Origin of the sequence: Streptomyces sp. NPDC050264, assembly GCF_040655895.1 — a bacterium.
Taxonomy (GTDB): domain Bacteria; phylum Actinomycetota; class Actinomycetes; order Streptomycetales; family Streptomycetaceae; genus Streptomyces.
The window spans coordinates 1-19488 of sequence record NZ_JBFAKV010000032.1 but is presented as its reverse complement, the minus strand read 5'-3'; the positions used below and the strand labels follow the sequence as shown (position 1 = coordinate 19488).

At 70.1% G+C, this 19488-nt stretch carries 18 protein-coding genes; 10 read left to right on the top strand and 8 right to left on the bottom strand.

What is annotated here, in order from left to right; genetic code table 11:
• Positions 1 to 18: 18 nt before the first annotated feature.
• Positions 19 to 1467: an MFS transporter gene (locus tag AB0J02_RS38215; RefSeq protein WP_363198486.1), complete on the bottom strand. Its 1449-nt coding sequence runs from the start codon at positions 1465 to 1467 to the stop codon at positions 19 to 21.
• A 242-nt stretch (positions 1468 to 1709) separates the two neighbouring features.
• Between AB0J02_RS38215 and AB0J02_RS38210 the strand changes: the two genes are divergently transcribed.
• Positions 1710 to 2138: a MarR family transcriptional regulator gene (locus tag AB0J02_RS38210; protein ID WP_363198485.1), complete on the top strand. Its 429-nt coding sequence runs from the start codon at positions 1710 to 1712 to the stop codon at positions 2136 to 2138.
• Between the two features lies 1 nt (position 2139).
• Here AB0J02_RS38210 and AB0J02_RS38205 read toward each other — a convergent pair whose 3' ends face one another.
• Positions 2140 to 3105 carry a helix-turn-helix transcriptional regulator gene (locus AB0J02_RS38205; RefSeq protein ID WP_363198484.1) on the bottom strand — a complete coding sequence of 322 codons (966 nt, stop codon included), beginning with the start codon at positions 3103 to 3105 and terminating at the stop codon, positions 2140 to 2142.
• A 344-nt stretch (positions 3106 to 3449) separates the two neighbouring features.
• Here AB0J02_RS38205 and AB0J02_RS38200 point away from each other — a divergent pair, with 344 nt between their 5' ends.
• The 4 genes from AB0J02_RS38200 to AB0J02_RS38185 all read left to right on the top strand — a co-directional run bounded on the left by AB0J02_RS38200 (position 3450) and on the right by AB0J02_RS38185 (position 7096).
• The gene (locus tag AB0J02_RS38200; protein ID WP_363198483.1) at positions 3450 to 4088 is read left to right on the top strand and encodes a TetR/AcrR family transcriptional regulator; all 639 of its coding nucleotides are present in this window, start codon (positions 3450 to 3452) and stop codon (positions 4086 to 4088) included.
• Between the two features lie 237 nt (positions 4089 to 4325).
• Positions 4326 to 5153 (top strand): AAA family ATPase, encoded by an 828-nt coding sequence (locus AB0J02_RS38195; protein ID WP_363198482.1) that lies wholly within the window; start codon positions 4326 to 4328, stop codon positions 5151 to 5153.
• Positions 5154 to 5222: 69 nt separating this feature from the next.
• Positions 5223 to 5828 (top strand): ATP-binding protein, encoded by a 606-nt coding sequence (locus AB0J02_RS38190; RefSeq protein ID WP_363198481.1) that lies wholly within the window; start codon positions 5223 to 5225, stop codon positions 5826 to 5828.
• A 107-nt stretch (positions 5829 to 5935) separates the two neighbouring features.
• Complete coding sequence (locus tag AB0J02_RS38185; protein ID WP_363198480.1) at positions 5936 to 7096, top strand: LLM class flavin-dependent oxidoreductase; 1161 nt, start codon at positions 5936 to 5938, stop codon at positions 7094 to 7096.
• 77 nt (positions 7097 to 7173) lie between these two features.
• Here AB0J02_RS38185 and AB0J02_RS38180 read toward each other — a convergent pair whose 3' ends face one another.
• Complete coding sequence (locus tag AB0J02_RS38180; protein WP_363198479.1) at positions 7174 to 7929, bottom strand: glucose 1-dehydrogenase; 756 nt, start codon at positions 7927 to 7929, stop codon at positions 7174 to 7176.
• Positions 7930 to 8634 carry an HAD family phosphatase gene (locus AB0J02_RS38175; protein ID WP_363198478.1) on the bottom strand — a complete coding sequence of 235 codons (705 nt, stop codon included), beginning with the start codon at positions 8632 to 8634 and terminating at the stop codon, positions 7930 to 7932. It lies immediately after the preceding gene.
• A 325-nt stretch (positions 8635 to 8959) separates the two neighbouring features.
• Here AB0J02_RS38175 and AB0J02_RS38170 point away from each other — a divergent pair, with 325 nt between their 5' ends.
• Positions 8960 to 10456, top strand: coding sequence for a carboxylesterase family protein (locus tag AB0J02_RS38170; RefSeq protein ID WP_363198477.1), 1497 nt, complete (start codon positions 8960 to 8962; stop codon positions 10454 to 10456).
• Between the two features lie 22 nt (positions 10457 to 10478).
• Here the strand turns inward: AB0J02_RS38170 and dnaE are convergent, their stop codons facing one another.
• The gene (dnaE, locus tag AB0J02_RS38165; protein WP_363198476.1) at positions 10479 to 14078 is read right to left on the bottom strand and encodes a DNA polymerase III subunit alpha; all 3600 of its coding nucleotides are present in this window, start codon (positions 14076 to 14078) and stop codon (positions 10479 to 10481) included.
• Between the two features lie 282 nt (positions 14079 to 14360).
• On the opposite strand from dnaE, the gene AB0J02_RS38160 reads away from it, so the two are divergent.
• Complete coding sequence (locus tag AB0J02_RS38160) at positions 14361 to 15125, top strand: hypothetical protein (RefSeq protein ID WP_363198475.1); 765 nt, start codon at positions 14361 to 14363, stop codon at positions 15123 to 15125.
• Here the strand turns inward: AB0J02_RS38160 and AB0J02_RS38155 are convergent.
• The gene (locus tag AB0J02_RS38155; RefSeq protein ID WP_363198474.1) at positions 15109 to 16251 is read right to left on the bottom strand and encodes an NAD(P)/FAD-dependent oxidoreductase; all 1143 of its coding nucleotides are present in this window, start codon (positions 16249 to 16251) and stop codon (positions 15109 to 15111) included. The two genes, AB0J02_RS38160 and AB0J02_RS38155, sit on opposite strands and share 17 nt — an antisense overlap.
• Before the next feature lie 140 nt (positions 16252 to 16391).
• Here AB0J02_RS38155 and AB0J02_RS38150 point away from each other — a divergent pair, with 140 nt between their 5' ends.
• A complete protein-coding gene (locus tag AB0J02_RS38150; RefSeq protein ID WP_363198473.1) occupies positions 16392 to 17108 on the top strand; it encodes a TetR/AcrR family transcriptional regulator C-terminal domain-containing protein in 717 nt (238 codons plus the stop codon).
• Between the two features lie 85 nt (positions 17109 to 17193).
• Here AB0J02_RS38150 and AB0J02_RS38145 read toward each other — a convergent pair whose 3' ends face one another.
• Positions 17194 to 17376, bottom strand: a complete 183-nt coding sequence (locus tag AB0J02_RS38145; protein ID WP_363198472.1) for a DUF5302 domain-containing protein — start codon at positions 17374 to 17376, stop codon at positions 17194 to 17196.
• Between the two features lie 127 nt (positions 17377 to 17503).
• A complete protein-coding gene (locus AB0J02_RS38140) occupies positions 17504 to 18238 on the bottom strand; it encodes a helix-turn-helix domain-containing protein (protein WP_363198471.1) in 735 nt (244 codons plus the stop codon).
• A gap of 252 nt (positions 18239 to 18490) precedes the next feature.
• Here AB0J02_RS38140 and AB0J02_RS38135 point away from each other — a divergent pair, with 252 nt between their 5' ends.
• Both AB0J02_RS38135 and AB0J02_RS38130 read left to right on the top strand, forming a co-directional pair.
• The gene (locus AB0J02_RS38135) at positions 18491 to 19162 is read left to right on the top strand and encodes a DUF4097 family beta strand repeat-containing protein (RefSeq protein ID WP_363198470.1); all 672 of its coding nucleotides are present in this window, start codon (positions 18491 to 18493) and stop codon (positions 19160 to 19162) included.
• Positions 19163 to 19209: 47 nt separating this feature from the next.
• Positions 19210 to 19488: ATP-binding cassette domain-containing protein (locus tag AB0J02_RS38130; protein WP_363198469.1), on the top strand; the 279-nt coding region annotated here is incomplete at its 3' end.

The following is a 19488-nucleotide window of genomic DNA, read 5'->3' as shown; positions in this document are numbered from 1 at the left end:
ACGGACTTTGACGGTCCGTCAGGCGTTCTGGGTCTGCACGGCCGGCTCCACCGGGGTGGCGCTCGCCGCGGGCTGCGGGCTCTCGGCCTCGACCTCGACCTCGGCCGCCTGCTCCTTCGGCTGCTTGCTCAGCGCCAGGGCGAGGCCGACGGTGAGCAGGATGAGCACGGCCGAGGTGTACGTCGCGGTCTGCAGGCCGTCGGACAGCTTGGCCGGAGTGGGGTCGGAGCCGGCGACGGCGTTGGAGACGGCCACCAGAACGGCGAGGCCGACGGCGGCGCCGACCTGCTGCCCGCTCGTGGCAAGGCCCGAGGCCAGGCCCTGCAGGCGCTCCTCGACGCCCGCGGTGGCCGCCGAGAACATGGCGGTCCAGATGAGGCCCTGGGCGAGGCTGAAGATCACGATGCCGGGGCTCATCTGGGCGTAGGACGCGTCGGCGCCCAGGAAGGCGGCGAACAGCGCCGTGCCGACGGCGCCCATGACCAGGCCGATGACGAGCGTGCCGCGGACACCGATCGCGGTGGACAGTTTGCCGCCGATCACGGATCCGACCAGCACGCAGGCGCAGGGCAGGATGAACGCCAGACCGGTGGCCAGGGCGCTCCAGTCCCGCACCGTCTGCAGCGCGAGCGTGATGAAGTAGGCGCTCGCTCCGAAGGTGGCCATGAACATGAACGTGATCATCGAGCCGAGACGCAGGCTCTTGTAGGAGAAGACCTTCAGGGGCACCAGCGGGTCGGCCGTGCGCGACTCGATGACGACGAAGGCGGCGATGAGGGCCGCGGCGGCCACGAAGCTGACCAGCGTGACGGGCGCGGCCCAGCCGGCCTCCGGCCCCTGGACGAGCCCGAAGACCAGGAGGAGCGCACCGGCGGTCACGGAGATGCCGCCCGGCAGGTCGAAGCCCTGGCGGCGCTCGGCCGGGCGGTCGGCGGGCAGCACCCGCAGGCCGAGCACCCCGACGCCGATCGCGAGGGGCACGTTGACGTAGAAGATCGCCTCCCAGCCGAAGGCCTGGGTCAGCACGCCGCCCAGCAGGGAGCCGACGACCATGCCGCTGCTGCCGGTCGCGCCCCAGATGCCCAGCGCCCGGTTGCGCTCACGCCCCTCCGCGAAGGTGGTCGTGAGCAGCGACAGGGTCGCGGGGGCGAGGAACGCTCCGCCGATGCCCTGGACGGCGCGCGCGCCGACGAGCAGACCCGGGTTCGTGGCGAGGCCGCCGGCGACGGAGGCGATGGCGTACAGGGCGAGTCCGGTGAGGAACATGCGACGGCGGCCGAGCAGGTCGGCGAGGCGGCCGCCCAGGAGCAGGAAGCCGCCGAAGGCGACGGCGTAGGCCCCGATGACCCACTGCAACTGCTGGCCCGAGAAGCCCACCCCCTCACCGATGTCCGGCAGCGCGACGAACACGATGCTGTAGTCCAGCGCGATGATCAGCTGGGCCAGCGCCAGCGCAGCCAGGATCAAGGCTGGGCGGCGAGCGGTACCCGATGAAGTCATGGGTCTGTGTGCCTCTCTGAATGTTCTGTGGGGTCGACAGGGTGCAACGTGGTTCTACATGGTTCTAGTTCGTATCATTCGAGCTAGAAGTAATTGGCTAGACCGTAAGGCCAGTTCGCCATGGACAGCAAGAGCGCTGCGTGACTAGTCAGTTCGAGTTCGTACTAATTTTTGAAGCTTTCGGGGCGACCGGCCGGTACGATGCGTCCATGGCGCTCCCGAACTCCTCCGACCGGCTCGCGAACAGCGAGGTGTGCAGCCTGGTGAATGCCCTGGCGCAGGCGATCGACCGGCACACCCGGCAGGTGTCGGACGCCGTCGGCCTCACCTCCGCCCAGGCGATCGCACTGCGCGAGCTGCCCGAACCCCGCACCCTTCGGGAGCTGGCCCGGCGCATGCACTGCGAGGCGTCGAACGCCACGTTCGTGGCCGACCGGCTCGAGGCCCTCGGCCTGCTGGAGCGGCGGGCGCATCCCACCGACCGGCGCGCCAAGCTGCTCCACCTCACGCCGGCCGGCGCGTCGTTGCGCAAGCAGGTCGTGAAGCGGCTCGGCACGGATTCGCCGGTGGGCAGGCTCAGCGACGACGAGCAGACGACGCTGAAGGCGCTGCTGGAGCGGGCGACCGCCGAGGACTGACTCAGGCGGGTACGGGAACCGGCGCGCTGGACAGCGGAACCCCGCGGGCCCAGCGTGCGATGCGGTCCGCGACGGCGCCGGACTGCGGATCGAGCAGAATGAGCTGCAGACCGGGCCGCGCCGCGAAGTCGAGGCAGAGCTGGGACAGACACACCTGCCCCAGGTCGGGGTGGCGCAGCTCCTGGGTGACGTGCGTTCCGTCGCCGAAGCGGTGCCGTTCCCACAACTCGGCGAAGACGGGGCTGCATTCGCGCAGGTGCTGGGTGAGAGCGGCCAGCCGGGGATCACCGAGGAACTCGCCGCTCTGGGTGCGAAACCGTGCCACCGCCTCGTCCGCCACCCGGTCCCAGTCGGCGAACCGGTCCCGGGAACGCGGGTCGAGGAAGAGCGTCTCCAGGTAGTTGTGGTTCGCCCCTTCGAAGCCCAGCAGCCGCATCGCGGTGCTGTTCGCCGCCAGGACGTCCCAGTAACGGTCCACGAAGTAGGCCGGCTTGGGCAGGAAGCTGTCGACCACTCTCATCGCCAGCCGACGGTCGTCGTCGACGGGGTTGCGCGGCCGCCGGGGCACGGCGTACCCCGCGAGACGCATCATGTGCAGGCACTCCACCTCGTTCAGGCGCAGCACGTGCGCGATGGCCTCGAGGATCTCCAGGGAGACGTTCTTCGCCCTCCCCTGCTCGATCCAGGCGTACCAGGACGCCCCGATCCCCGCGAGCATCGCCACCTCTTCGCGGCGCAGCCCGGTCAGCCGCCGTGAACCACCGCCCGGCAGGCCCACCTGCTCGGGCGTCACCTCGGCCCGTCGGGCAGCGAGGAAGCTGCCCAGTTCGGCGAACTTCAGGCTCGAGGGCCTGGCCGGTACGAGATTCTGCGTCGCCTTCTGCCGGGAACCTCCCTCGGCCTCCCGACGCCCCATGTCGCGCATCAACAACGCGACCCGGGCTGCCGGCGATCCCGTGACAGTCATCGTGGCCATCCTCCTCCGCGAAACAACGAACACTTCCCCCGCCGTCGGATCGGCGCTACCCAACAACATAGCGATCGATCTTTTTTTTCTCCACCCAGAACAGAGAGATCTCTATGTTTTTACTCAATCGCCACGTACACAGAGAGGGGGTAAGTGTCCGTTAACACGGAAAGTGAGACCCAATTATCACGTTTTGTCCAATATGGACAGGCCGATGACGCCCGCCAGAGCATAGCAATCGCTCTCTTCTCGGAGCAGGGCAGGCCGCCGCACGCGGCTTGCACCCTTGCCATGACTCTAGGTAATTATAGAGATTGATTGGTTTTTTATGACTCGAGGAGAAGATGATGATGGCGAGCCAGCGGCGGGCCGAGCGCACACGACAGCGTCTGCTGCACGCCGCCGCCGTGGACATCTCGGCGTTCGGTTACGACGGCTCGTCCCTCCAGCGCATCAGCAGGGCGGCCGGCGTGACCATGGGGGCCCTGACGTTCCACTTCCCCGCCAAGCTGGATCTGGCGTACGCGATCCAGGTGGAGGGCGCGGCCCGCACCCACGAGGCCGTGTCCGCGATCGCCGGGGCGCAGGCCCCCGGCGGCGCCGGCCCCGCCCTGCCGCGCATCGTGCGGATCACGCTGGCGCTGGGCGAACTCCTCGCGGACGAGGCCGCGGTCCGTGCGGCCGCGCGTCTCACCCGGGAGCGGACCCTGGAGCAGGTCGACTGGAAGGACAGCTGGCTGCCCAGTGTGCGCCGGCTGCTCGATCAGGCGCGCGGGGACGGCGAGTTGAGGCCCGGCGTCGCCCCGGCCACCGTAGCGGCACTGACGCGGTACCTCGTCTCGGGACTGGAGGACTCCGCGCTGCCCGGCAGCGGCACGGCCCCCGTGGACGAACTGGCCGACGTGTGGGAGCTGATCCTGTGCGGCCTGAAGGAGTCCCACCCGGCGCTCTCGCAGAACACGTCGAGCCCCCTGACCGATTGAGCCGACGCCGCTCGTGCGTCGCCCTCCGTCACGGGATTCCCCGTATCCGGCGTCCTGTTGGTGGCAGCAATGGTGTGAGCGATGACCGGCCCCCCAACACTGTTGAATCCGGAGTCTGGGCACCTCCGGAGGTCGTTGCCATGCTTCTCACGTGGGTCCGGCCGGTCCCGAACTCGCAGTGAGGCGCACCGCGTTCGTCCCGGCCGCGTCGACGGACCGCGTCTTCCCGTACTTCTCATGGGTCACTGTCGCCCCGCACGGACCAGGGGACCGCTCGCCGCGTACGCGACCGGATCCGCCCTGGACGACGCCTCGCACCACCTCCATCATCTCGCCCTCACGACTCCACCGGGAGCATCAGTGAACCTGTCCATCTCCGGCACCTACTCCGTCGGCAAGACGATCACCAGCATGGCGATTGCCCACCTGACCGGGATCCCGCGCACCGCGGCCCCGACCATGCGGGAGCTCCTTCCCATCTCGCTTCCGGGGAAGACGCTCGAGGAGTGCAACGGCGCGGAGCTCATCATGCTGATCAGCCGGCGGATCCAGGGGCGCGCCGTCGCCGAGAGCCACCTGCCGAACGGTTACATCTCGGACGGTTCCGCTCTGCACGAGTGGTCGTACGCCAACGTCCGCGTCAAGGTCGGCATCAACCCGAACGAGTCCGTGGACCTCGACAACGTCGAGATGCCCGACGACGTCCGGTTCTACGCCGAGGTCATGAAGCAGATCGCGATACCGGCGAAGCAGCACACCAAGAGCAACTACGACGCGTTCGTGCACCTGCCCATCGAGTTCCCGATCGTCGAGGACGGGCACCGTCCGGTGAACGAGCGGTTCCGGCAGCTCGCCGAGCAGCTGCTCCTGGAGACCCTCGACGAGCTGGAGATCCCGGTGCACATCGTCGGCGGCACGATCCCGGAGCGGCTGGCGAGGATCGTCGAGATCTTCGGCTTCCCGCAGGTGATGACCATCGAGCAGGCCATCGCCCGCGCCGAGGAGGAGTACGCGCAGCTCGACACGCGCAACGAGCTGGAGCGCATGGCGGACGCCGCCGCCTGACGGCCCCGCGGTTTCACCCCGGGCAGGCGCTCCCGCCTGCTTTCGACCACTGACTTTTGAGAGGCACGCGTGCGAATCGCTTTTGTCGGCGCATACGGGAACGGCAAGACGACCCTCACCACCGAACTGGCCGAGAAGCTCGGCCTGGAGCGCACCCACGGGAGCGCCATGCGCGACCCGGCCGGCGGCACCCCCAAGGCGCTGGAGGAGACCGACGAGCCCGAGCTGATCCAGCTCGCCGTGCGCCGCTACACCGAGCGCGCCGTCGAGGAGGCCGCGCACCCCGAGGGCTTCCTGTCGGACGGTTCGATCCTGCACGAGTGGGTGTACAGCAAGGTCCGCCTGGCCGTCGGCCGGCACCCGGAGCCGACGGACACCCTGGAGGCGGCGGTCCGTGAGCCGCGGACGCAGGGCTTCGAGGACGTCGTGGACCAGCTGGGCCTGCTCGCCAAGGAGCATGCCCGGACCGGCTACGACGTGTTCATCCACTGCCCGGTCGAGTTCCCGCTGCCGGAGGGCCACAGCCCGATCAGCGAGCGTTTTCGCACGCTGTCCGACGAGCTCATGCTCGACATCCTCAAGACGCTCGACATCCCCGTGCACATCGTCACCGGCACCTTCGAAGAGCGCCTGAACCAGATCCTGAGCATCCCGGGCGTCTCCGAGCCCGCCTGACACCCGCAGCACGTGCTCGACCGGGCAGGAGACCCGAACCGCCTGCCCGGGCCTGGCCCCTGACGCACCGTCACCGCCCCCCTTCCCCGCCAAGCCGAGGAGACACCTTGCACACCGGAATCGGAGCATTCCTCTCACCGCTGCACGCGCCCGGCCAGGACCCGCACCTGACCATCCGCCGCGACCTGCAGCTGGTGGAGCATCTCGATGAGCTGAACTACGACGAGTGCTGGTTCGGCGAGCACCACTCCCTGGCCTGGCCGACGATCGGCGCGCCGGAGACCTTCATCGCCGCCGCCGCGGAGCGGACCCGCCAGATCAAGCTGGCCAACGGCGTCGTCCCGCTCCCCTTCCACCACCCGTACAACGTCGCGACGCGGGCCATCATGCTCGACCACCTGACCCGCGGCCGCTACATCCTCGGTGTGGGCCCCGGCGCGACGCCCAACGACGCCCACCAGTTCGGTGTCGACCAGGACGAGCTCAAGCGGATGGCCAGTGAGGCGATCCCGGCCGTCCGTGAGCTCGTCAACGGCGAGGAGCGCGTCAGCGCCAAGAGCGACTGGTTCGTGCTGCAGGACGCCAAGATGCAGCTGCCCCGCTACAGCAAGCCGGGCATCGAGATGGCGATCTCCAGCATCGGTTCCGCCAACAGCCCCAAGGTCGCCGGGCAGTTCGGGCTGAGCCTGGTCTCCTGGGGCGCTCCCCCGCCCGGTGCCCCTGCCACCGACCTGGCGCAGCAGTGGCGCTACGCGGAGGAATCGGCCGAGGAGTACGGCAACACGATGGACCGCGGCAAGTGGCGTGTCGTCGCGCCGCTGTACATCGCCGAGACCCGCGAAGAGGCCTACCGCGACGCCCGGGAGGGCTTCTCGACGTGGCTGTGGGACTACTGGGGCAAGGCCGCGGGATTCGACGTCGCCGCGAGCATGGAGGGCGTCAAGTCCTCGCAGGAGCTCGAGGCCGGCATCGAGCAGGGGCTGGCGATCGTCGGATCCGTCGAGGACGCGGCCGCCGCCATCCAGCGCCTGCAGGACGAGACGGGCGGCTTCGGCACGTTCCTCGTCTACGCCATGAACTGGGCCTCGTTCGAGAAGACGAAGCGGAGTTACGAGCTGCTCGCCGAGCAGGTCGCGCCGCGCTTCTCCGGCAGCACCGCCCGGGGGGACGAGTCGATCCAGTGGAGCGTCGACAACCGGCACGTCTTCCCGCACACGCAGGCGCGGCGGGAGCGGGCCGAGCGCGAGGGACGGTCCGTGCACTCCTAGGACGCGTCGGCGCCGGCCCCGGGCGACATCCGCCGGGGCCGGCGCCACGTACGCGTGCCGGAGGTGGCGCGCGTCGGTCAGGCGGTGGCCGTGGCGCCGCCGTCGACGGGCATGGCGGCACCGGTGACGAACGAGGACTGATCGCTGCAGAGCCAGGCGGCGGCCCGGGCGACTTCGAGCGGGTCCGCCATCCGGTGCTGCACCGACTCGGCCATGAAATCGCTCTCGAGGCCCGGGTTCGCCGCGATGACCTGCTGCATCATCTCGGTCCTGGTCGCCCCGACGACCAGCGCGTTGACCCGCACCCCGTGTCGCCCGTAGTCCGCGGCGGCGGCCTTGGTGAGGCCGATGACGGCGTGCTTCGCGGCGACGTAGGCCGCGGAGGCACCGGTCGCGGCGACGCCGGCGACACTCGAGGTGTTGACCACGGCGCCGCCCCCGCCCGCCAGCATCACCGGGATCTGCTGCGCGAGGCAGTTCCACACGCCGCGCACGTTGACGTTCATCGTGCGCTCGTAGACCTCGGCGTCGATCTCGTGCAGGCGGACACCCGCGGAGGCGAAGCCGGCGTTGTTGAAGGCCGCGTCGAGCCCGCCGAAGGTCTCCACGGCCGCGTGCACAGCGCGCTCCACGTCCTCCTGGCGGCAGACGTCCCCGGCGACGGCCAGCGCGCGGCCCCCGTCCTTGCGGATCCGCGCCACCAGTTCCCGGAGGCGGTCCTCGCGACGCGCCACCAGGACGACGGCCGCCCCCTCGGCGGCGAACAGTTGGGCCGCCGCGGCGCCGATGCCGCTGGAAGCGCCGGTGATCATGGCCACCTTGCCGTGCAGCATTCAGGCCTCCCACAGCGTGCCGGCGGCGGCTTCTTCGTCGACGGTCCGCAACAGGTCCTCGTCGATGTCGTCCAGGGACCGGATCACGTGACGGACACCTGCCTCCTTCATGAGGTGACCCTGGAAGCTGTGCTCGAACGACGTGGGAAAACCGATGAACGGTATGCCGTGCCGTCGCGCGGCTTCCGCCACCCGCGCCACGTCGTCCACGAACAGGGCCTGGTCGTTGCGGAGCGAGAAGATCTCGGTGGTGATCTCGTGCAGTCCCGGGCGGATGGCGTCGGTGCAGACATAGCCGGGGCCGTCGAACAGGGGCGCGTACTCGCCGAGGAACCTGTCGAAGTGGTCCTTGGCCAGGCCTCCGTAGCAGACGGTCCGCAGCCCCAGCGCGCGCAGCCGCGTCAACAGCTCGACGACACCGGGGTGGACGGTGACCGGGTGCTCCCGCAGGTAGGCCTCCCGCTCCCGGAAGTACCCGGCCAGGGCTTGCGGGCCGCTCAGTCCGCTGCCCAGGACCTCGGCCATGCGCTCCCCCGCGACCTTCTGCGGCTGGGAGAAGATGGTTCGCTCGACGTCTGCCGTGTAGGCCCGGCCACGCGTGGTGATGTAGCGGTGGATGACGGGGCTGAAGGTGTCGTTGAGCAGGACACCGTCGATGTTCAGCGCCACCAGTCGCAGTCGGGCGAAACCGTGCGCGTGCGACATGTATGCCTCTCCGTCGGTGGATTACCGGAGCGGCGCCGCCTCTCCCCCGGACACGCGCACGTCGAGGAGTGCCGCCCGCACGCCAGCCCCCCGAGAGCGTCGAGGCCCGAGGCACGGCCGCGCTCCTAACAATCAGAACGTTCTTTATGTTATCGAGCGGGCGCCATACGTGTCCACAGATTGAGGAATGGACGACCGATCAGGCATCACCGCGCCGACGTCATCAGGAGCTGCGCGGCCGGAAGGTCCGCGGGAACGCCGTGCTGACCATCGGCTGACCCTTTGTAGCCTCCTGAGGAGCGAATGAGGAAGGACGTCACAGCTGATGACAAAGGTGCGTACAGGCAACGGGGTCGTTCGAGGGTGTCCCACGGAGGGCGTCGTCGCCTTTCGCGGGATTCCCTACGCCGCCGCTCCGACGGGCGCGGACCGGTTCGGGCCGCCCCGGCCGGCTGCCGCGTGGGACGGTGAGCTGGACGCGACCCGGTTCGGCCCGACCTCGCCGCAGCCGGGGACCGATCTGCCGGGCGGCCTCGATCTGAAGGCCGTGGTCGGGCCGGGGTGGATCGAGGGCGAGCAGAGCCTGACCGCGAACGTGTGGACCCCCGATCCGGCCGCCGGCGGGCTGCCCGTGATGGTGTTCGTGCACGGGGGCGCCTTCGTCGGCGGGGCGGGGTGCTCGGCGGGCTATGACGGCACCCGGTTCGCGCAGGACGGGGTCGTCCTGGTGACGTTCAACTACCGTGTCGGCGTGGCGGGTTACGCCTCCTTGGCGGGCGCCCCGGAGAACCGGGGGCTGCGCGACCAGATCGCCGCGCTGCACTGGGTGCGGGAGAACATCGCGGCGTTCGGTGGCGACCCCGGCAAGGTCACGGTGTTCGGTGAGTCGGCCGGCGGCATGAGCGTGGCGGCGCTCCTCGCGGCGGCGCCCGAAGGGCTGATGCGGCGGGCGGTGTGCCAGAGCGGCGCCGGTCTGGGCAGCCTCACCGGCGGGCAGGCCGGGATCGTGTCCCGGGCGCTCGGCGAGCTGGCGGGCGTCGCGCCGGACGCCGCCTCGTTCGCGGGGTTGTCCGACCGGGATCTGGTGGGCGCGGTGCTGCGGCTCGCCGCCGAGCGGCCTCGGCTGCGCGTCGAGGGGGCGCGGGATCCGCTGATGGGTCTCTCCTCGTTCTCGACGGTGATCGACGGGGAGTTGCTGCGCGGGCAGGCTTCCGACCTGGTCGCCGCGGGCGCCGCCGCCGGTGTCGATCTCCTGGTGGGCGCGAACGCGCACGAGATGAATCTGTACGCGGTCGCCCTGGGCGGCGGCGCCGCCGTCGACGAGGGCGCCCTGGCGGCAGCGGCCGGGGCCGTGCACCCCGACCCCGGCTCGCTCATCGCCGCCTACCGTTCGGCGGGGCGCGGCACGAGCCCGGCCGAACTCCTGTCGGCCATCGGCACCGACCACGTCTTCGGCGAGCCGGCCCGTCGGCTCGCCGAAGCCCACGCCCCGCATCCGGGCGGCACCTGGCGCTATGAGTTCGACTGGAGCTCACCCGCGTTCGACGGCCGCCTCGGCGCCTGCCACGGCCTCGAACTCCCCTTTGTCTTCGACGGGGTGGGGCGCGTCGACTACGGCAGCCTCGGCGTGCCCGACGACGAGAGCACGCGTGAGCTGGCGCGCCGCACGCACCGCGCGTGGACGGCCTTCGCCACCGACGGCGACCCGGGCTGGCCCCGCCATACGCCCGAGCGCCCCCTCGTGCAGCGCATCGGCGCCGACTGGGCGACCACCGAGCACGCCGACGGCCCCGAGCGCGCGCTGTGGCACGGCGTCCGGTGAGGAACCGCCCCGTCCCCCTCGCTCACGCCACCCCCTGCCACGCGTTGGGCCCGAAGGCCCCCTTGATGTCCGAGGCGATGGTCGCCGCGTTCACCATCGAGGGGAGTTCGTAGACGGTGGTCTTCTGGGGGCCGCGGACCGCGACGCGGACCGGGTTCTGGCCGGGGTGGGCGCCCATGATGCGTTTGAGTTCGCCGATGAACTGTTCGTTGATGCGGTGGTACGGCAGTTGGAGGCGGACCGGGGCCGCTCCGTCGCGTTCGGCGGAGCTCACGTCGAGGACCTGGAGTTCCTGGCCGAAGATGCTGATGGCGCCGTCGCGGTCGTTGATGCGGCCCTGGACCGAGATGACGCTGTCCTCCACGAGGGCGGCGGCGACCAGCTGGTAGGTGGCGGGGAAGAAGAGGACCTCGGTGGTGCCGTCGCGGTCGGCGAGGTTGACGATGGCCCAGGCGTTGCCCTGCTTGGTCATCTTGGGCTGGACGCTGGTGATCAGGCCGGAGAGGCGGACGACGCCCTCGGTGCGGCCGGAGGACAGCAGGTCGACGATGGTGGTGTCGCGGTTGGCGGAGAGGATGTGCTCGGTGCCGTCCAGCGGGTGGGCGGAGACGTACATGCCGAGCATCTCCCGTTCGGTGGCGAGGAGTTGCTTGCGCGGCCATTCGTCGTCGCTGATCGGCACGTCCAGGCTGAAGCCCCCCGCGTCGCCGGCGGCGTCGCCGCCCAGGCCGGCGAAGAGGTCGTCCTGGCCGTAGGCGGCGGCCTTCTTCAGCGGGACGACCGCGTCGATGGCGCTCTCGTGCGCGGCGGACAGGCCCTTGCGCGTATGCCCGAGGGAGTCGAAGGCGCCGGACTTGATGAGGGATTCCACGGCCCGCTTGTTCAGCGCGGGCAGCTCCACCTTGTCGAGGAAGTCGCCGAACGAGCTGTACTTTCCTGCCGACTTGCGGGCGGCGATGATCGATTCGATGACGTTGTCGCCGACGTTGCGTACCGACAGCAGGCCGAAGCGGACGTCGTCGCCGACGGCGGCGAACTCGGCGAGGGACTCGTTCACGTCCGGCGCGAGGACGGTGACGCCGAGCTTGCGGGCGTCGGCGAGGTAGATGCCGGCCTTGTCCTTGTCGTCGCCGACGGAGGTGAGCAGGGCCGCCATGTACTCGGCCGGGTAGTTGGCCTTGAGGTAGGCGGTCCAGTAACTCACCAGCCCATAACCTGCGGTGTGGGACTTGTTGAAGGCGTAGCCGGAGAAGGGGAGCATGACGTCCCAGATGGCCTTGATGGCCTCTTCCGAGTACTTGTTGGCCTCCATGCCGTCGTGGAACTTCTGCCACTCGGCGGCCAGCACCTCGGGCTTCTTCTTGCCCATCGCGCGGCGCAGCATGTCGGCGCCGCCCAGGGTGTAACCGGCCAGCGTCCGGGCGATGGCCATGATCTGCTCCTGGAAGATGAGCAGGTGGTGGGTGGAGCCGAGGATCGGGTCGAGGACTTCCTTGAGGTCCGGGTGGATCGGGTCCGGGTTCTGCTTGCCGTTCTGCCGCAGCGCGTAGTTGGTGTGCGCGTTGGCGGCCATCGGGCCCGGCCGGTACAGGGCGAGAGCGGCCGCGATGTCCTCGAAGCGGGAGGGCTCCATCAGCTTCAGCAGGGCGCGCATGCCGCCGCCGTCGAGCTGGAACACGCCGAACGTGTCGCCGCGGCCGAGGAGTTCGAAGGTCTTCTTGTCGTCGAGGGGGATGACGGTGATGCCGTCGTCGCCGTTGCCCGGGTCGACGGTGGCGAGGCGTACGCCGCGGTTCTCTCGGATGTTCTTGAGCGCGTGGTCGATGACGCCCAGGTTGCGCAGGCCCAGGAAGTCCATCTTGACCAGCCCCATGTTCTCGCAACTGGGGTAGTCGAAGCCGGTGATCTTGACGCCGTCCTTGGCGCGCATGTGCAGCGGGATGCGCTCGGTCAGCTTCGTCTTGGACAGGATCACCGCGGCGGCGTGCACACCGGTGCCGCGGGTCAGGCCCTCGACGCCCTTGGCGGTGTCCATGACCTTGCGGACGTCCGGCTCGTTCTCGTACATCTGCCGGATCTCGCCGGCCTCGCCGTAGCGGGGGTGAGCCGAGTCGAAGATGCCGTCCAGCGGGATCGACTTGCCCATGATGTCCGGCGGCAGCGCCTTGGTGATGCGCTCCCCGTGCTGGAAGGGGTAGCCGAGGATCCGGGAGCTGTCCTTGATCGCGTTCTTGGCCTTGATCTTGCCGAACGTGTTGACCATCGCGGTGTACTCGTCGCCGTACTTGTCGGTGACGTAGCGGACCATGGCGTCGCGCTGGCGGTCGTCGAAGTCGAGGTCGACGTCCGGGGGGTTGATGCGCTCGGGGTTGAGGAACCGCTCGAAGAGCAGGCCGTGTTCCAGCGGGCACAGCTCGGTGATGCGGGTCGCGTACGCCACGATCGAGCCGGTGGCCGAGCCGCGGCCCGGCCCGACGGGAATGCCGCTGTCGCGGGCGTGCCGGCAGATGTCGGCGACGACGAGGAAGTACGAGGAGAAGCCCATCGGGCCGATGACCGTCATCTCGGTCTCGAAGCGCTCCGTGACCTCGTCCGGGAGCGGGGTCCCGTAGCGCATCTCGAGTCCCTGGAGGCACTCCTTGCGCAGCCACGACTCCTGCGTCTCCCCCTCCGGCACGTCGGGGTACTGCGGCATCTCGTCCTCGTTCTCGAAGACGCTGTCGTACGAGCCGATGCGCTCGGCGATCAGGAGGGTGTTGTCGCAGGCCTCGGGCAGTTCGGAGAACAGCTCGCGCATCTCGGCGGCGGACTTGAGGTAGTAGCCGCTGCCGTTGAAGCGGAACCGCTTCTCGTCCGCCTTGTTCTTGCCGACGCCGATGCACAGCAGGTTGTCGTGCGCGTCGGACTGGTCCTGGTGGACGTAGTGCGCGTCGTTGGTGGCCAGGAGCGGGATGTTCAGGTCCTTGGCGAGGCGCAGCAGGCCCTCGCGGACGTCCCGCTCGATGGACAGGCCGTGGTCCATCAGCTCCAGGAAGTAGGACTCCTTGCCGAAGATGTCCTGGTAGGCCGCGGCGACCTCGCGGGCCTCGTCGTACTGGTTGAGCCGCAGCCGGGTCTGGACCGCGCCCGAGGGGCAGCCGGTCGTGGCGATGATGCCCTCGGCGCGCTCGCTGATCAGCTCCATGTCCATCCGCGGCTTGCCCGCCGGGAACTGGCCGGTGTAACTCGCCTCGGTGGACAGGGAGAAGAGGTTCTTCAGGCCCTGGACGTTCTCCGCCCACATCGTCATGTGCGTGAAGCGGCCGCCGCCGGAGACGTCCTTGGACCCCTCGCCGTCGTCGGACATGGCGCGCTGTCCGCCGGGTCCCCAGAACTCCTGCTTGCGGTTGCGGCGGGAGGACGGGGCGACGTACGCCTCGATCCCGATGATCGGCTTGACGCCGTCGAAGCCCTTGCTCACCGAGTGGAACTCGTACGCACCGAACATGTTGCCGTGGTCGCTCATGGCGACCGCGGGCATGCCCTGCCGGTCGACCTCGGCGAACATCGGCTTGAGCTTCTGCGCGCCGTCGAGCATCGAGTATTCGGTGTGATTGTGCAGGTGAACAAAGGAGTTCGTCACCGGGAGGGCACCTCCGAAGGGTGGGGGCAGGGCAGCGTGAAGGCAGCACCCTAACCCCCGGACGATGCTCGGAACCGCCCCCGGAGGGACCTCGAAACCGTCCGCCCCCGACGCGGCGCGGGTGACCTCGCGGTCTCACCGAGAGAAGTCGGATTACTCCTCGGCGTGGCGGCGTATCGCGTGTCGTGGGCGATCATCAGTTCCGCGGGACATGTCAGTGGGGCGTCCTGGGGCCTGTCTTCGACAGGCAGGGGCCTGCGCGTTGTGCTTGGAGGGGGCATCGTGGGAGACGGTCTTCAGTGGGCGGTCGGCGCGACGGCGAGTTCGGGCTGGATGCTGGACGTGCACTTCGCCCGCGGCATCGACGCCGGGGAACTGGCGGTCCGGATGGGAGCGTCGCGGGGTGCGGCGGCGGAGCCGATGACCGACGCCGAGATCGCCGGCCTCGACGTCGACGGCTTTCCCGCGCGAGGGCGGCCGAGCAGCGCCGTGGTCCGTGTCGGCGAGGACAGCGGGTGGGCGTTCGCGATTCTGTACGGCCCCTACGTGGACCGGCTGGAGGAGGTCTCACGCGACGGCGTGGAAGCCGTCCACTACCACTACGACTCGGAGCATCCGCCGACCCTGATCATGTACGCGCGCGACGGCCGCACCCTGTGCGGATACGGGCTGTGCGAGGAGCGCAACCGCTACGGCCGTGAGCCCGACCTGCTCCTGCCCGCCCTCGTGTCCGCCGGGATCCTGCGCCCCGACGGAGTTTCCTACGGCGATCACGAGAACGAGGACCACACCACTCGCGAGCGCCGCGGCCTGTCCGTCTTCGAGGAACGCTTCGGTCTCTCCCTGCCCCGCACCGCCCTCGCCGAGGACCGCCTCCCGGTGTACGCGATCGCGGGATCGCCGGACCGCGACTTCGAGGAGATCTCCGCGTGGGCCGCCGCGAACGGCCGGCCTCTTCCCGACGAACGCCTGCGGCTGATCCCGGCAGGCCTGCGCGCCGAGTACGAGCGGGCGCTTGACCCGCGGTGGCCTACTCCTGTCCGGTGAACAGGTGGAGCAGGCCCTGCGGGGCGTCGGCGCCGAACATGAGGTCGTGGAGTTCCTCGCCGTCGGCGGCGGCCGCGGCGCTGCGGGGGAACATGGCCTGCTCGTATGCGGTGAGTGCGGTGTCGAGGTCGTCGGGGTGGGCGGCGATGGCCTTGCCGAGTTCGGCGCCGTCGTACATGGCCAGGTTGGCGCCTTCGCCGTTCGGGGCCGCCAGGTGGGCGGCGTCGCCGAGGAGGGTCACGCCCGGCACCCGGTCCCACCGGTGGTCGACGGGCAGGGCGTTGAGGGTGCGCAGGACCGGCGGGGTCTCGCCGTCGGTGATCAGCGCGGTCAGCTCCGGCGCCCAGCCGTCGAACTCGCGCGCGATCCGCGCGGCGGCCGTCCCGGGGTCGGTGAAGTCGATGCCGGCGAACCACTCCTGCGACTCGGTGAGCGCCACGTAGGTGTGGAGGGTCCCGCCGCTCTCCCGGTGGGCCTGGATGCCCTTGCCCGGCTGGAGGGCGAAGAGCGCTCCGCCGCCGACCGCTTTCGCGGTGGCCGGGTGCCGGGTGTCGGCGTCGAACAGGTAGGTCTCGACGAACGAGCGGCCGGTGTACGAGGGTGTCGCGTCGGAGAGCAGCGGCCGCACCCGTGACCACGCGCCGTCGGCGCCGACCAGCAGGGTCGTGACGGTCGTGGTGGCGTCGGCGAAGGTCACCTCGTGGCGGCCGTCGCCGAGGGCGCGGACGCCGCTGACCTTGTGTCCCCACTGGACGGTGCCGGCCGGGAGCGATTCGAGCAGGACGCGGCGCAGCTCGCCGCGCAGCACCTCGGGGCGGCCTCGCTCGCTGTCGTCGTCGAAGAGGACGGCGCCGTCCGGGGCGAGGACGCGCGTCGCCTCGCGGCCCTCCAGGACGAGGCCGCGGAACGCGTCCGTCAGCTCTGCCGCCCGGAGCGCCTGCTGGCCGTTCTCCTCGTGGATGTCGAGCATGCCGCCCTGTGCGCGAGCGGTCGGGGAGGCCTCCGCCTCGTAGACCGTGGACGGGATTCCGTGGACGTGCAGGACGCGGGCGAGCGTGAGGCCGCCGAGTCCGGCGCCGATGATCGTGACGGGCGCCTGGCCGGGGGTGCGGGTCGCGGTGTTCATGGTGACTCCTTCGGGGCCGAGGCCGAGGGCGCCCGTGGTGACCATCGGAGCGACCCTCTCTGGTACGTCGTTCCAGTGTTGGAACAGCGCTCCAGAAATGTCAAGTTGGAACGGCGCTCCAGTCGTGCCAGAATGGCGGTATGGCAACGCGGACACGCAGGTCACAGCGGCGCACGGAGGCACTCTCCCGCGAGCGCATCGTCGAGGCCGCCGTCGAGGTGCTCGACGCGGCCGGCGAGGGCGGGCTGACGTTCCGGGTGCTCACCGAGCGGCTTGCCACCGGGCCCGGGGCGATCTACTGGCACGTGGCGAACAAGGGCGAACTGCTCGACGCCGCGACCGATGCCGTGGTCGCCGCCGCGCTGGCCGTCGGGCCCGGACCCGCCGGGGCCACGGACGCGCCGCAGGAGGGTGTCCACGCTGTCGCGCTCGGCCTGTTCGAGGCGATCGAGGAGCACCCGTGGCTCGCCACCCAGCTCGCCGCGCAGCTCGCGCGCAGCCCCTGGCGGTCGGTGACGCCGCGGATCTTCGAGAGCGTGGGCCGTCAGGTCCAGGCGCTGGGCGTGCCGGAGGACAGCTGGTTCACCGCGACCTCCGCGCTGGTGCACTACATTCTCGGCGCCGCGGGTCAGAACGCGGCGAACACCGCGAGCGGCCGGGAGCTCGGGCCCGACGCGGACCGCGGCGAGTTCCTCGACGGTGTGTCGAGGGCCTGGGAGGAACTCGACCCCGACGCGTACCCGTTCACCCGGGCCGTCGCGGACCAGATGCGCGACCACGACGACCGCGAGCAGTTCCTCGCCGGGATCACGCTCATCCTGACCGGGATCACCGCGGACCGGCCGCTCAGCACGTAGAAGGCGCGTCCACAGCGGTCGGTGACAAAAAAACCGCGGCACCCCGGGGACGGGGTGCCGCGGTCTTTGTGGAAGGAGTTCGCGCTCAGCCCGACTTGCGACGGAAGTTACGTTTCTGTCCTGCGGGGCCGCTCATATTCGTGACCTTGCCGCGCCCCTCTTCATGCGCCTGCTTGGCCTGCGAGGTCTTGGACTTGCGCTCCAAGGCCTCCTTGAACTTCGCGAGCGTCTCGTCCTCGGGGCGGTTGCTCTTCGGAGTTTCGGTCATTCGGTCCTCCTTGCGGTAGTGGACAGCTGTTGTGTCGGGAAGACCCGCCCCCAGGCTATGTCCTGCCCGCCCCGTGCGGTGCACCGATTGACCGGGCGGAGGGAAGGCCGACCTGGCCGACGGTGGTTCAGGCGGTGCTGTCCGGCGTCGGTTCGGGCTTCGTGTGCAGGATGTCGCGGGCCTGGTCCGCGGCGCGGGTGATGCTCTCGGAGACGAAATCGAGGAAGCGGGCGACGTTCTCCAGGCGGGTGGCGGCCGGGGTGCCGGAGCCGAGGACGGAGACGCCCTGCCGCGCGGTCTCGACGAGCTGCGCGGTGGAGCGGGCGCTGACCATCATCGACTGGTACCAGATGTCGTCGTCGACCACGTAGCGCTCGCGGCGGCGTTCGTCGCGCTCCCGGCGCACGAAGCCCTGGGCGTCCAGGAACGCGATCGCCTTGGAGACGGACGCCGGGCTGACCTGGAGGTGCCGGACGAGTTCGGAGGCGGTGAGACTGCCCGTGTCGGTGAGAGTGAGGCAGGCCATCACCCTGGCCCCCATCTTGGGCATGCCCGACGCCATCATGACGGTGGTGAACGCCTCCTCGTACGACCGCACCTCCTCGGCGTCGCGCCCGTAGGGCTGCGGGGTCGCTTCCGTCCCGCGGGGCGTGGCCTGCCGGCGCCGGTGCGCGCGGTGTTCGGTGGCACGGTGGGCGATCTCGGCGCGGTAGGCGGTGGGGCCGCCGTTGCGCATGACCTCGCGCGTGATCGTCGAGGTCGGGCGTTCGAGGCGTCTGGCGATCTCCGCGTAGGCGTGACCGTCGGCCAGTCCCAGCGCGATCTGCTGGCGTTCCTGCTGAGTGAGCCTGCCTCCCGGCATCGCGGTCTCTCCCTCGTGGTCCGTGCTGCCCTGACCTGCCCAGCATAGCGTTCACCTTCAGTCTATTGCAACGCACGTACTGCGGGTTGTTGCATTAGGCTCAAGACCATTGCAATGAAATGACCCTCCTCACCTGCAACGATGGGCTTTACGCGCAACGAATGTGTTGCCAGTACTGTGAATGCAACGTAGCTTTTCACTCATCGGAAACAGCGGGCCGAAGAGCCCGCACCGCAGACGAAGGAGAGCGTCATGCAGAAGTTCGACACCCCGGCCCCCGTCTCCACCATCCTGGACATCCCCGCGGGACTCATCCGGTTCATCGCCGCCGACCGCGCCGACACCACCGTCGAGGTCCGGCCCGCCAACGCCGCCAAGAGCCGCGACGTCAAGGCCGCCGAGCAGACCGACATCGCCTACACCGACGGCGTCCTGCGGATCCAGGCCCCGCAGGCCGCGAACCGGCTCCTCGGCAACTCCGGCTCCGTCGAGATCACCGTCCAACTGCCCGCCGGCTCCCACGTCGAGGCGAAGGCCGCCGCCGCCGAGTTCCGCAGTGTGGGACGCCTCGGCGATGTCGCCTTCGACGGCGGCCACGGCTCCGTCAAGCTCGACGAGGCCGCAAGCGCACGCCTCACCGGGCTCGACGCCGCCATCACCGTCGGCCGCCTGAACGGCCCCGGCGAGATCAGCACCCAGCGCGGCGACGTGACCGTCACCGAGGCCACCCGCGGCACGCTCACGCTCACCACCCAGCAGGGCGACATCACCGTAGGCGCGGCCCGCGGCACCTCCGCAGCCCTGGACGCCGGCACCGGCACCGGCCGGATCACCAACTCGCTCCACAACACCGACGGCCCCACCGCCGCCCTGAACATCCACGCCACCACCACCCAGGGCGACATCACCGCCCGCAGCCTCTGACCTCCGGCGACAAACCCCGCCCGCAGCCTCTACAAGGAGCACTCCTCATGAGCGACCCGGCCATCGCGGCGCACGGACTGCGCAAGTCCTACGGCGACAAGACCGTGCTCGACGGCATCGACCTGACCGTCCCGGAAGGCACGATCTTCTCCCTGCTCGGTCCGAACGGGGCCGGCAAGACCACCGCCGTCAAGATCCTCTCCACCCTCGTCACCGCCGACGCCGGCGACCTGCGCGTCGGCGGGCACGACCTCGCCACCGACGCCCAGGCCGTGCGGGCCGCGATCGGCGTCACCGGGCAGTTCTCCGCCGTCGACGGGCTGATC